Origin of the sequence: Kitasatospora sp. NPDC050463 (assembly GCF_040655255.1) — a bacterium.
GTDB lineage: Bacteria > Actinomycetota > Actinomycetes > Streptomycetales > Streptomycetaceae > Kitasatospora.
The window spans coordinates 30789-43514 of sequence record NZ_JBFAJO010000072.1 but is presented as its reverse complement, the minus strand read 5'-3'; the positions used below and the strand labels follow the sequence as shown (position 1 = coordinate 43514).

Below are 12726 nucleotides of genomic sequence, written 5' to 3'. Positions count from 1 at the left end.
TCGGCGCACCCTTCCCCAACACCGGCATGTACGTCCTCACCGACGACCTCACCCCCGCCCCCGTCGGCGTCCCCGGCGAGGTCTACATCGACGGCACCGGCCTCACCCGCGGCTACCACAACCGCCCCGACCTCACCGCCGAGAAGTACCTCCCCAACCCCCACGGCCCCGCCGGCTCCCGCCTCTACGCCACCGGCGACCTCGCCCGCCGCCTGCCCGACGGCACCCTCGAAACCCTCGGCCGCATCGACAACCAGGTCAAGATCCGCGGCTACCGCATCGAACTCGGCGAAATCGAAGCCCGCCTGCGCGAACACCCCCACATCACCGACACCGTCGTCACCGTCCGCGAACCCAGCCCCGGCAACAAGCGCCTCACCGCCTACCTCGTCACCACCACCACCCTGGACACCGCCGCCCTGCGCACCCACCTCGGCACCGTCCTGCCCGACTACATGGTCCCCGCCGCCTACCTCACCATCGACGCCATCCCCCTCACCGCCAACGGCAAGGTCGACACCCGCGCCCTCCCCGCACCCGACCTCGACGCCTTCACCACGAGCGACTACACCGCCCCCCGCACCCCCCTCGAAGAACGCCTCGCCGCCATCTGGGCCGACGTCCTCGACCTGCCACAGATCGGTATCGAGGACAGCTTCTTCGACCTCGGCGGCGACTCCATCCGCGCCGTCCAGGTCCTGGCGAAGTGCCGGGAGGCGGGCGTGCCGCTGGCGCTGTGGATGATGCTCCAGGCCAAGAGCCTCGCCGAGGTGGCGGGCATGATCGACGCCGAGTCGGCCGCCCCGGCCGGCGGGGCGGGGATCCCCTTGACGCCCAGCCAGCACCGTCTGCTGGGCTCGGCCGACGGGGGCGCCCGGACGGTCCGGCTGGCCCTCGGGCGGCTGCCCGACGACGCGCTGCTCGCCGCCGCGCTCGGCGCGGTCGTGGAGCGCCACGAGGCCCTCCGGCTGCGGCTCTCCGCCGACGGCCGGACGGCCGAGCCGGTCCCGGCGCCCGCCGGGACGGCCCTGCTCTCGGTGCTGGACCTCGGCGCCGTGGCGCCCGTCGACCGCGCCGGGGAGATCGAGAGTGCGGTGGCACGGGACCGGGCCGCGCTGGCTCCGTCCGAGGGCGCGATGCTCCGGGCCACGCTGGTCCGCTTCGACGACGAGAAGCGCCACGAACTCTGGCTGACGATCCATCAACTTGCGGCGGACGCCGCCTCCTGGTCGATCGTGCTCGCCGATCTGAACGCCGCCTACGAGCGGTCGGCGGCGGGCGCCCCGGCGCTACCGGCTCCGGTGGAGGTGCCGTGGCGGGCCTGGGCGCAGGAGTTGGGCGAGCAGGCGCTGTCCGAGCGGGTGGCGGACCAGGCGGAGCACTGGCTCAACCGGGTCGCGGCCGTGCCGCTGCCGGTGGACCGGTTCGGCCAGGCGCCGTGCCGGGCCACCGAGGAGACCGTCACGGTCGTCCTGCCCGCCGAGCGGACCGCGGTGCTGCTGGCCGATCCGCGCCCCGAGCAGGCACTGCTGACCGCTCTCGGCCACACCCTGGCGCAGTGGGCCGGCGGCGACCGGATCGCACTCGACGTCCTCACCGATCCGCGTCACCGGCAGCCGCTGGCAGCCGAGTTGGCGGACACCGTCGGGCCGTTGGCCGACCTCCATCCGGTGGTGCTGCGGATCCCCAAGGGGCGCGAGCTGTCCGCCGTCCACACGGCGGTCGCGCGCCAGCTGCGATCGGTGCCGGCGCCCGCGCACGGCTACGGCCTGCTCCGCTACCTGGCGCCGGACGCCGACCTGGCGGAGGAGCTGGCGGAGCTGCCCGCCGGTGAGGTCCGGTTCAGCTTCACCCCGGAGCCTCCGGCCGTCGTCGCCGATCCCGCCGCCTCGAAGCCGTCCACTGCTTCGAAGCCGTCCGCCGCTGCGGAGCTGGACGGCGAACCGCCGCTCGTGTTCGTCCCGGGCCGGATCGAGCTGCGGGCGGCCCCGGACGTGCCGTCGACCCACCTGCTCGACGTCGCGGCCGAGGTCTACGACGGCCGGCTGTACCTGCACTGGACGTACAACACCGCCGTCCACGAGCCGGCTACCGTCCAGCGCCTCGCCGACGAGCAACTGCGCGGCGTGGACGAGCTGGTGGGCCAGGCCGGCGACCGGCCGGCAGCCTCCTCGCGGGGCCGGTCCGCGGGGGCCCCGGCGGCTGTCGCCGGGGTGGCCGAGGTGATGGCGCGGCACGGCATCCCGGGCGCCTCGCTGGCGCTGATCCGCAACGGCGAGCTGGCGGCGATCGAGCACTTCGGGGTGCTCGGTGTGGAGGAGCCCGCCCCGGTGACGGCCGAGACGCTGTTCCCGGCCGGTTCGATCTCCAAGCACGTGACCACGTTCGCCCTGCTCCGCCTCGTCGAGGCGGGCGTGATCGAGCTGGACCGGGACGTCAACGAGTACCTCACCTCCTGGCGGGTCCCCTCCCTGCCCGGGGTGTCGACTCCGGTGACGCCCCGGCTGCTGATCGCCAACCTGTCCGGCATCGCCCCGCACCCGGCCATCGACGGGAACTACCACCGGCACGACCCGGTGCCCACGGTGCTCGACGTCTTGAACGGGCGCCCGCCGGCGATCACCCCGCCGGCCCGGTTGCTGGATGAGCCCGGTGCCACCTTCCGGCAGATCCCCCTGAACTACTCGGTGCTCCAGCAGGCCATGGCGGATGCCACCGGCGAGGAGTTCCCGGCCCTGGTGCACCGGTTGGTGCTGGCGCCGCTGGGGATGACCAGCAGCGGCTTCGGGGTGGCCTTCCCGGACGAGCTGGGCCGGCCGTACGCCCGCGGCCACCACGCCGACGGCACTCCGGTCTCCGGGGGGTACGTGCTCAACCCCGAGCTGGCTGCCGGCGGTCTGTGGACCACCGCGACCGATCTGGCCAGGCTGGCGGTCGAGGTGCGGCGCTGCCACCTGGGGCACCCCGGCGGCCTGGTGGGCGCCGAGCTGGTCGGGCGGATGCTCGCGCCGCAGTCCGGCCGCTCCTACGGCTGGAGCACCATCGTGGACGACACCGGCGGCGATCTGGAGTTCGGGCACGGGGGTCAGGCCGTCGGCTTCCAGGCGATGACCGGTCTGCGGGTGCACTCCGGCACCGGCGTGGTGCTGCTGTCCAACGCGGTCACCGGGCGGGAGCTGGTCAAGCACCTGCTGGCCACGGTGTGGACCGGCCAGAACCGGCTGGCCCACCTCTGGCAGCAGGCGATCAACGAGGCCACCGAGGCCGAGTCGCGGCTGAGCTGAGCCGCTCCGGGGCGGGTGGTTCCGCTCCGGCCGCCGGCCCCCGGTCCCGCCCGCCGCACGGCGGGCGGGACCGGGGGCCGGCCCGCTTGGGCCGAAGCCCCACCCGAAGCCCCGCCCCCCGCCCGAAGCCCCACCCGAAGCACCCCGAAGCCACCCGAAGCCTCCACAAGCACCCCGAGGCCCCGCCGGCAGCCCGGTCCGGAAGCCGATTTCCGAAGTCCCGGGCCGCCCCCGGGCCACCCCCTGGGCATGACCACATCGTGCCAGTGCAGCGTCCTGACGTCGCCGGAGCGCTGACTGGGCCCTTCCACCGGCCCAGAATCCAGAGGCGACCGCTGTGGTCGGCGCCGGCGCGCCAGACCGCGGGGTCCGCGCGGACGCATCCGTCCGCACGCATTCGGCACAGCACAGGGGGAATCATGGAACTGCGCGTCCTGGGCCCGGTCGAGGTCCTAGACGACCGGGGCATCCACATCGAGCTACCGGGAGTGAAGGCGCAGACGGTGCTCGCCAGCCTGCTGCTGGCGAACGGCCAGACCGTCTCCGACACGCACCTGAGCGACATGCTGTGGGCCTGGGACCCGCCGACCACGATGACCGCGCAGATCTACACCTACGTCTCCCGGCTGCGTAAGCGGCTGGGCCCGCACATCGAGCTGATCCGCCGTCCGCGCGGCTACCAGCTGATCTCGCACGGCGCCGAGTTGGACCTGACGACCTTCGAGCGGCTGGCCCGCCGCGGTCGCGACGCGCTGACCCGGGGGAACCTGACGCAGGCCGCCGAGGACCTGCGGGCGGGCGTCTCCCGGTACCGCGGCACGGTGCTCGGCAACGTGACGGAGTTCCTGGCGGACGCCGAGCGGCCCCGGCTGGAGGAGCTGCGGCTGGCCGCCCAGGAGGACCTGGTCGAGGTGGAGCTCGCGCTCGGCCGCCACCAGCGCCTGGTGCCGGAGCTGACCGCGCTGACCACCGAGCACCCGACCCGGGAGCGGCTGCGAGCCCATCTGATGACCGCGCTGTACCGGTGCGACCGGCAGTCGGACGCGCTCTCGGTCTTCCACGCCGGGCGCCGCATCCTGGCCGAGGAACTGGGGATCGATCCGGGGGCCACCCTGACCGGCGTCCACCAGGCGGTGCTGGAGGGCACCCTGGGGCTACCGGACGCCGGCCCGACACCGGCCGGTCCGGTGCGGCTCGGCTCGACCGCCGCCCGTCCGGTACCGGCCATGCTGCCGCCGGACGTCGCGGACTTCACCGGCCGCCGGGCCGAACTGGCGCAGCTGGAGCGCCTGGTGGACTCGGACGGGGTGGGCGCCGGCCCCCGGCGCGCGCTGATCACCGGCATGGCCGGGGTGGGCAAGTCGGCGCTCGCCGTCCACCGGGCGCACGGCCTGCGGGACCGCTTCCCGGACGGCCAGCTCTACGCCGACCTGACCGACCATGACGGCTCCAGCCGCTCCCCGGAGACCGTCCTGACGTCCTTCCTGCACGCCCTCGGCGTCGAGTTCGCGACCCCGAAGCAGGACCTGCTGGAGCTGATCCGGCTGTACCGCACGCACTGTGCCGGAGCGCGCCTGCTGGTGGTGCTGGACAACGCGGTGAGCAACGCGCAGATCGCCCCGCTGCTGCCGAACGGTCCCGAGTCGGCGGTGATCGTCACCAGCCGCCGGCACCTGCTGGCCGCCTCCGGCCGGGACACCCTGGCACTGCCGGTCTTCGACGACCTGGAGTCGATGGAGCTGCTGGCCGCGCTGGTCGGACCGGAGCGGGTCGCCGCGGACGTGCCGTCGGCACGAGCGATCGTGGACAGCTGCGCCGGTCTGCCGCTGGCGGTGCGGATCGCCGGGGTGCGGCTGGCGGCCCGGCCGCACTGGCCGCTGGCCCGGCTGGCCGGGCGGCTGGCCGACCAGAGCACGCGGCTGGACGAGCTGAGTTTCGGAGAGCTGCGGGTGCGCGAGACCATCCGGCGCTCGCTGCGCGAGGTCAGTCTGCGGGGGCGGCAGGTACTGAGCGGGCTGGCGAACTTCGGGACGGGCGTCTTCCCCGCCGAGGCGGCCGCCTGGGCGCTGGGGCTGCCGCAGGCGACGGCGGAGCAGCTGCTGGAGGAGCTGGTGGACATCCGGCTGCTGGAGACGGCCGGCGCCGGCGGCTCCGATCGGGGCGGCTACCGGCTGCACGAGCTGGTGGTGCTGCTGGTGTCCGCCCCGGGCGCGGGAGGCGTGCCCAGCCAGCGCGGGGCCTTGCGGACCCGGGTCCCGCAGCTGCTGGCCGGCTGACGACGGCAGCACCGCACCCCCGCGGGCCCCAGCACCGCAGGCCTCGACAGCGAGGCCCCAACACCGCAGGCCCCAACCCCGAGGCCCCGGCACCGCGGGCCCGGTAGAGCCGCCCCGACGGATCCCGTCGGGGCGGCTCCGCTGTTTCGGACGGACCCGCCCTACGCCGCCGCCTCCCGGCTGGCCGCCCGGACGGCCGGGCTGAGCGTGACGCCGGCGGTCAGCAGCAACAGGACGGCGGCCATGGTGACGGCGGTCCAGGTGGTCCCGGCGCGGGCGAGCAGATAGCCGCCGGCCAGCGAACCCAGCGCGTTGGCGCCGGAGGTCAGGAAGGCGGAGGTGGCCGTCACCCGGCCCTGCAGCTCGTTCGGGGTGTTCCTGGCCATGTAGACCCCGCCGCAGACGTTGAACAGCCCCGCGACGAACATGATCCCGGCGGCGACCGCGCCGATCGCCACCGGCTGGTGCAGCAGGGCGACCAGCGGCATCAGCGCCAGCCAGACCAGGTGGCCCAGCACGGCGGTGGCGTACAGGCCGACCCGCTTCGACCACCAGCCGGCCGCCAAGGCCCCCAGCAGGCCGCCGATTCCGGCCACTCCGGAGACCAGGCCCAGCACCGCGGGGCTGCCGCCGTGCTCCTTGATCACCACCATGACGGTGATGCTCAGCATCTGGAAGAGCAGGTTGCTCCCGGCGAACACCGCGGTCATGATCCGCAGGAACTTCTGGCGCCAGAGCCAGACGACGCCGTCCTTGATCTCGTGGTGCAGCCGCTGGGGCGGACCGGACCGGGCCGCCCGCAGGTCGCGGCGGATGAAGACCAGGCAGATCAGTGCGACCAGGTCGGCCACGGCGGTGACGGCGAACGGCAGCCAGCGGACCACGGTGAAGAGCAGCCCGCTGAGCGGCTGGCCGAGCAGTCCGATGGCCGCGCCGCGGGCCTGGTTCTGTGCGAGCGCGGCCGGCAACTGCTCGGTGGGGACGACGTTGCGGACGGTCACCTGCTCGGCGGTCGCGTAGAAGATCCCGAGCGTGCCCTCCACGAAGGCGGCGGCCATGATGAGCGGCACCCAGACCCAGTGCTGGTAGGCGGCCAGCGCGACGGTGGCGAAGGCCAGCATCCGGACGGCGTCGCAGACCAGCATGACCTTGCGCCGGTCCCAGCGGTCGACCAGTGCCCCGGCGGGCAGTTGGACCAGCAGGTTGGGCAGTGCCGCCGCGAACGCGACGTAGCCGCAGGCGGTGGCGGAGCCGGTCTGCCAGAGCACCAGCATCGGGTAGGCGACCATCGAGACGGTGGAGCCGAACTTCGACAGTCCGGCGCCGACCCAGAGCCGCAGGAAGTCCGCGTTCCGCCGCAGCGGTACGGCGGGTGACGCACCGTCGGCGCCGGACGCCGTCCCGTCGCCCGCGGCCTTGGCCACGCCGCCGCGCGCCTCCTCGCCCTGCGCCCGCGGTTCCCCCGTCTCGGCCGTCGGCCCGGTCCGGTCGGAGCGCCCGCGTGCGTCGGTTGCTGTCGGTATGGTCATGAGGGGCCCTCTCGCAGCCGTCGGACCGTTTCCGGCATTGGCTCGCCAGCCTTGGGTCGTCCTCTATCGATTCCCTATACCGCTGGCCGGGTGCCGTCGCGCAGACCCCGCCGGAGCGAATATCGCTGGAATATAGGGGTCTTCGGGAGCGTCCTACTGCCACGAATTCCGCGTGGTCGCATGTCGATCTGGAAGGGGGTCGCGGCATTGGACGCTCGTCCCGCCTGGAAGCCGTTCGAGATCAGCCCGGAATCACTGTCCGTGTCCGAAGACTCTGGCCTGGACGGGCTGCTCGAATGGCTCGATTCCACGCCTGGTCTCGAGTCGTTGCTGGACCGGGAGAAGGCCCTCGTGTTCCGGGGCTTCGGGGCCACCGAGGAGCGGCTCGCACCGGTCATGGACCGGCTGCTGCCGAACCGCCTCGCCTACGTGCACGGCAACTCGCCGCGCACCAAGGTCGGTGACAACGTCTACACCTCGACGGAGTACCCGGCCGAGTTCACCATCTCGATGCACAACGAGCTCTCGTACGCGCACCAGTGGCCCGCGCGGCTGCTGTTCTGCTGCGTCACGGCCGCCGAGACCGGGGGCGCCACCCCCGTGGTCGACGCGGCGCTCTGGCTGGAGCTGCTGGACGACGAGGTGCGCGAGCGGTTCGCCGACGGTGTCCGGTACACCCAGAACCTGCACGGCGGCCTCGGCCTCGGCAAGAGCTGGCAGGACACCTTCGAGACGGCCGACCGGGACGAGGTGGACGCGTTCCTGGCCGCTTCGCACGCCGTCAGCGAGTGGCGGCGGGACGGCAGTCTGCGGATCGTCCAGAACCGGCCGGCGACCGTCCGCCACCCGAGGACCGGTGCCGAGGTCTGGTTCAACCAGTCCGACCAGTGGCACCCGGCCGCGCTCGGTGACGAGACCGCGGCCGCCCTGGCCAAGGTCATGCCCCAGGAGGAGCTGCCCCAGTCGGTGGCCTTCGCCGACGGGTCGCCGATCCCGGCCGAGCACGTCCTGCAGGTCCGTGACCGCGGGCTGGCGGCGGCCGTGGACGTGGACTGGCGCCAGGGCGACCTGCTGCTGATCGACAACCTGCTGGTCGGCCACGGCCGCCGTCCGTTCACGGGGGCGCGCCGGGTCCTCGTTGCCATGTCCGACTGACATCCGGTCGAGAGCCGGCGAAGAAGCCTGAAAGGGGCTGTCCGATGACCACCGTGTTGTCGCCGTCCATCCGCACCACCACCGCCATCACCCTGACCGACTCCGAGCGCGCCGAGGTGCACCGCCTGGCCCTGCGGCTCGTCGGGGTCGAGCGCGGCCTGGTCGACGAGCTCGCGTGGATGGATGCCGCGCGCAAGCTCTCCGCGCAGCTGCCGCTGCGCATCCGGGAGGAGGTCCGCGGCTACCGCCACGACCCGGGCCCGGACGGCCTGCTGATCCTGCGCAACCTGCCGAACGACGTCGACTCGCTGCCGGTGACCCCGACCGTGCCGGAATCGGTGGAGCGCGCGGCCACCGTCCCCGCCGCGATCTCGGCGCTGGTCAGCCTCAGCCTGGGCGAGGTCATCGCCTACCGGGAGGAGAAGTCCGGCGCCCTGGTGCAGAACGTCGTCCCGGTGCCGGGGCGCGAGGAGTCGCAGAGCAACGCCGGCTCCGGCACGCTGCTCGAACTGCACGTGGAGAACGCCTTCCACCCGCACCGACCGGACTACGTCGGGCTGTTCTGCCTGCGCAACGACCACAGCGGCACCGCCGGCACGCTGGTGTCGTCGATCCGCCGGGCGCTGATGATCATCCCGGACAACGTGGTCGAGGCCCTGATGCAGCCGCGCTTCGTCACGCAGCCGCCGCCGTCCTTCCACGCCGGCGCCGAGACCGAGTACCACCCGGTGCTGGAGGGCGCCGCGGGGGATCCGAACATCCGGGTCGACTTCAGTGCCACCACCGGTCTGGACGAGGACGCGACGGCGGCCCTGGAGATCCTGCGCGGCGCCCTGCTCGACGTCTCGGCGATGCTGGTGCTCCAGCCCGGCGAGCTGGCCTTCGTGGACAACCGCCTGGCGGTGCACGGGCGCACCTCCTTCGAGGCCCGCTACGACGGTCACGACCGCTGGCTGCACCGCACCTTCGTGCACCTCGACCACCGCCGCAGCCGCGGCCACCGGGCCGGCAACGGCCTGGTCCTGTACTAACCGCCGCGGCGGGAAGCGGTCGTGGTTCCCCCGGCCGCGGCCGCTTCCTGCCATCCCTCCCCTGGTAGCCATGCACATCGTCCTGGCCGAACTGGCCATCCCGGTCGACGGGGCCTCCGCCGAGGAGGTCCGCGACGGCCTGCTGCGCTCCGCCGGGCCCGGCCACGGGCTGCAGCACGTCTTCGTCGAGCCCCGGGACGGGACGGTCCACGCCGTGCTCTTCCTCTCCCGGGACCTGGTGCGGGAGGCCGAGGATGCGGCCCGGGAGCTCTGCCTGGCCTACTGCTCGGGCCTGCGGGGCGGGCGCCTGCTCCGGATCGGGGCGACGCTCGTCCCGCGGTTCGGCGAGGTCCTGCTGTCCGGAGAGCTGGACGAGACGGAAGGGTGACCACGGCAGCAACTTGCCATGGCAGCACCCTGGCCTACTGATTCCATGGTCAGGCCATGTGGGCCGTGTGAGAGTAGAGGTGTCGGCAGGGGGAACTCCTCGGAAAACAAGGAGAAACCGCCGAATGTGCCGGGCCTATTCAGGTCCGCTCACGACTGAACAGGCAAGGGCCCGCCATATCGCGGGCAGGTAATTGGGGGAATTCGAATGAACGCCATGGCCATCGTGCGCCGCTTCGCTCCGGCCACCGTCGTGCTGACCGTCGCCCTGCTGCTCGCGGGGAGCGTCTCGCTCGTCGACTCGGTGACCGGCGCCCAGGGCGGCACCGTCGCGGTCGCCATGAACAACGGCTGGGACTGACCCCCCGTCGGAATCCGACGGGTGGTCACTTCGCTGCGGGGGCAGCGGAGGCGAACACCGGGACGGCCCTCCGGAATCCTCTGTCCGAGGATTCCGGAGGGCCGTCGTGGTCGGTGCGTCCGGGGGCGCCCACCCTCGGTGTGATCAGCTGGCGTCGGCCGGGACGGTCCCCAGGCGGCCGGCCTGGAAGTCCTCCATGGCCTGCTGGAGTTCACGGTGGCTGTTCATCACGAACGGGCCGTAGTGGGCGACCGGCTCCCGGATCGGCAGTCCGCCGAGCAGGACGACCTCGAAGTTGGCGCTCCGGGAGTCCTGGGCGTCGTCCGCCCGGATGGTGAGGGAGTCGCCCTCGCCGAAGACGACGGACTGGCCCATGTGGAACGGGCGGCGCTCCTCGCCCGCCGAGCCGCTGCCGGCCAGGCCGTACGCCAGGCCGTTGAAGTCGGCCCGCCAGGGCAGGGTGACCTCGGCGCCGGGGTTCACCGACACGTGGATCATCGTGATGGGCGTGTGCGTGGCACCGGGTCCCTGGTGGCCCGCGATGTCACCGGCGATCAGCCGGAGGAGCGCGCCGCCGTCCTGCGAGGCGAGCAGCTTGACGCTGCCGCCGCGGATGTCCTGGTACTTCGGCGCGATCATCTTGTCCGCAGCGGGCAGGTTCACCCAGAGCTGCAGCCCGTGGAACAGGCCCCCGGACATGACCAGCGACTCCGGCGGGGTCTCGATGTGCAGCAGACCCGAGCCGGCCGTCATCCACTGGGTGTCACCGTCGGTGATGGTGCCACCGCCGCCGTGCGAGTCCTGGTGGATGAAGGTCCCGTCGATGATGTACGTGACCGTCTCGAAGCCGCGGTGCGGATGCCAGGGAGTGCCCTTGGGTTATGTCAGTTAGGGGAGTAGTACCATCAGTCTTCATGTCCGCACCAGCAGTGATCACCGGCATGGACGTCCACGCGGCCGTCTACGCGCGCCAGTCCGATGCGCGCGAGAACGCCAGTGAGGCGTCCACCACGACCCAGCGCGAACTGGGCACTGCGGAGGCCAAGTGCCGCAACGCCAAGTCGGTCGCCTACTACGAAGATCTCGGCATCTCCGCGTTCACCGGAGTCGAGCGGCCGAAGTTCGAGAAGCTGCTGCAGGACTGCCGGGCGGGCCGGATCAACCTGCTGGTCGTCTACTACGTCAGCCGCCTCTCGCGGCTCGACCCGCTGGACGCGATCCCGGTCGTCGTCGAGCTGCTGAACCTCGGTGTGACCATCGTCAGCGTCACCGAGGGTGAGTTCCGCAAGGGCAACCTGGTGGACCTGATCCACATGTTCATGCGGTTGGACCAGGCCCACAACGAGAGCAAGAACAAGAGCGTGGCCGTCCGGGGCGCCAAGGCCACGGCGCTCGGCCTGGGCGGGTACATCGGCGGCAAGGCGCCGTACGGCTTCGAGTTGAAGGCCGAGACCAGGCTCACGGCGGACGGCCGGCCGATCGTCATCCAGACCCTCGTGCACACGAGGAACGAACCGGAGGTTATCCGCGACATCTGGGCGACGATCAAGAAGCACAAGGACCAGGTGTACGACCCCAAACGGCGTCGCCACCCCGGTTCGCTGGGCGGGATCGTCAACAGCATGAACAACGAGGTCGTCGTGCCGACGCGCGGTGCGACCTACGGCAAGAAGACGAAGGACAGCGCCTGGGACACCAAGACCGTCAAGCGTATCCTCAGGGATCCACGGATAGCCGGGTTCGCCGCCGTACCCGTCTACAAGGTCGGCGAGAACGGCAAAGCCACGAGCACGGTGGAGAGTTACCGCATCCTCCGCGACCCCGAGACGATGCTTCCGCTCCAGATCTACGAGGCGATCATCCCACCCGTGGAGTGGCACGAGCTGCAGGAGTGGCTTGACGGACGAGGTCGCGGGAAGGGGCTCTCGCGGGGCGAGTCGCTGCTGTCCGCGATGGAGGTCCTGTACTGCGAGTGCGGATCCGTGAAGACCTCCCACGCCGACAGCGCCAAGGTGGTTAAGCGCTCGTACCGCTGCCGTCGGCGCAAGAGGCTGCCCGGCCAGCACGCCGGAGAGTGCACAGTCAGCCAGGCGGCACTGGACGACCACGTGGCACGCAGCATCTTCGAGCTGCTGAGGGAGGTCGAGCACGACCACGAGGCCTTGGCGGTTCTCGCTGAGGCGACGCGCAGGTTCGGTGTGGCCGCCGAGTCGCCGGAACGTTCGCGGGAACGCGCGACGCTCGTCGCGGAGCGCGCTGATGCGGTGAGGGCACTGGAGGAGCTCTACGACGACCGCAAGGCGGGCGGTTTCCGAGGAGACATCGGCCGGCGGAGGTTCGTCACGGAGGAGGCCGCGCTCCTGCACCTTCTGGAGGCGGCCGAGGCGAGGATCGCCGTACTGGAGGAGGCGGCGACACCGGTGATCCCCATCGCCGAGTGGCTGCCCGAGGACCCGGCGGCCGACCCCATCGGCCCGGGTTCGTGGTGGGAGAGTGCGCCCATCGCCGAGCGCAGGAAGTTCGTCAAGCTGTTCGTGGACCGGATCACAGTGTCCAAGGCCCCGGAGCGCGGGGGCCGCCTGCCGGTGCACCAGCGGGTGGAGATCGAGTTCGCCAAGCGCCGGGAAGCGGCCGACGACGGCGAGGGACAGCGCGTGCTGTGATGGATACCGGCATGTGAAGGCGGCCCCGGACAAGGGATGT

General features: G+C 72.3%; 8 protein-coding genes and 1 pseudogene. 7 read left to right on the top strand and 2 right to left on the bottom strand.

Translation table 11 applies throughout. The features are described from left to right. On the top strand, positions 1-3284 hold a 3284-nt coding region (locus AB0J08_RS32665; protein ID WP_360641479.1), incomplete at its 5' end, for a serine hydrolase. Positions 3285-3703: 419 nt separating this feature from the next. Beyond that, positions 3704-5560, top strand: coding sequence for a BTAD domain-containing putative transcriptional regulator (locus AB0J08_RS32660; protein ID WP_360641478.1), 1857 nt, complete (start codon positions 3704-3706; stop codon positions 5558-5560). Positions 5561-5721: 161 nt separating this feature from the next. On the opposite strand, the gene AB0J08_RS32655 is transcribed toward AB0J08_RS32660, so the two are convergent. After that, positions 5722-7089 carry an MFS transporter gene (locus AB0J08_RS32655; RefSeq protein ID WP_360641477.1) on the bottom strand — a complete coding sequence of 456 codons (1368 nt, stop codon included), beginning with the start codon at positions 7087-7089 and terminating at the stop codon, positions 5722-5724. 180 nt (positions 7090-7269) lie between these two features. Between AB0J08_RS32655 and AB0J08_RS32650 the strand changes: the two genes are divergently transcribed. The 4 genes from AB0J08_RS32650 (at position 7270) to AB0J08_RS32635 (ending at position 10023) form a co-directional block, all read left to right on the top strand. Next, a complete protein-coding gene (locus tag AB0J08_RS32650) occupies positions 7270-8244 on the top strand; it encodes a TauD/TfdA family dioxygenase (RefSeq protein WP_360641476.1) in 975 nt (324 codons plus the stop codon). Between the two features lie 44 nt (positions 8245-8288). Further along, on the top strand, positions 8289-9275 hold the full coding sequence (locus AB0J08_RS32645) for a TauD/TfdA family dioxygenase (protein WP_360641475.1): 987 nt from the start codon (positions 8289-8291) through the stop codon (positions 9273-9275). 70 nt (positions 9276-9345) lie between these two features. Beyond that, a complete protein-coding gene (locus tag AB0J08_RS32640; RefSeq protein WP_360641474.1) occupies positions 9346-9663 on the top strand; it encodes a hypothetical protein in 318 nt (105 codons plus the stop codon). Positions 9664-9870: 207 nt separating this feature from the next. Continuing rightward, a complete protein-coding gene (locus AB0J08_RS32635) occupies positions 9871-10023 on the top strand; it encodes a hypothetical protein (RefSeq protein WP_360641473.1) in 153 nt (50 codons plus the stop codon). 144 nt (positions 10024-10167) lie between these two features. On the opposite strand, the pseudogene AB0J08_RS32630 reads toward AB0J08_RS32635, so the two are convergent. Next, a pseudogene (locus tag AB0J08_RS32630) lies at positions 10168-10902 on the bottom strand (pirin-like C-terminal cupin domain-containing protein); the annotation flags it as partial. 35 nt (positions 10903-10937) lie between these two features. Between AB0J08_RS32630 and AB0J08_RS32625 the strand changes: the two are divergent. Next, positions 10938-12686, top strand: a complete 1749-nt coding sequence (locus AB0J08_RS32625; RefSeq protein ID WP_360641472.1) for a recombinase family protein — start codon at positions 10938-10940, stop codon at positions 12684-12686. The last annotated feature ends 40 nt before the right edge of the window (positions 12687-12726 follow it).

Bases quoted from the DNA above. Each gene is read 5' to 3' on its own strand.
- AB0J08_RS32660 (WP_360641478.1), top strand. From the start codon at position 3,704: ATGGAACTGCGCGTCCTGGGCCCGGTCGAGGTCCTAGACGACCGGGGC.
- AB0J08_RS32655 (WP_360641477.1), bottom strand. From the start codon at position 7,089: ATGACCATACCGACAGCAACCGACGCACGCGGGCGCTCCGACCGGACC.
- AB0J08_RS32650 (WP_360641476.1), top strand. From the start codon at position 7,270: ATGTCGATCTGGAAGGGGGTCGCGGCATTGGACGCTCGTCCCGCCTGG.
- AB0J08_RS32645 (WP_360641475.1), top strand. From the start codon at position 8,289: ATGACCACCGTGTTGTCGCCGTCCATCCGCACCACCACCGCCATCACC.
- AB0J08_RS32640 (WP_360641474.1), top strand. From the start codon at position 9,346: ATGCACATCGTCCTGGCCGAACTGGCCATCCCGGTCGACGGGGCCTCC.
- AB0J08_RS32635 (WP_360641473.1), top strand. From the start codon at position 9,871: ATGAACGCCATGGCCATCGTGCGCCGCTTCGCTCCGGCCACCGTCGTG.
- AB0J08_RS32625 (WP_360641472.1), top strand. From the start codon at position 10,938: ATGTCCGCACCAGCAGTGATCACCGGCATGGACGTCCACGCGGCCGTC.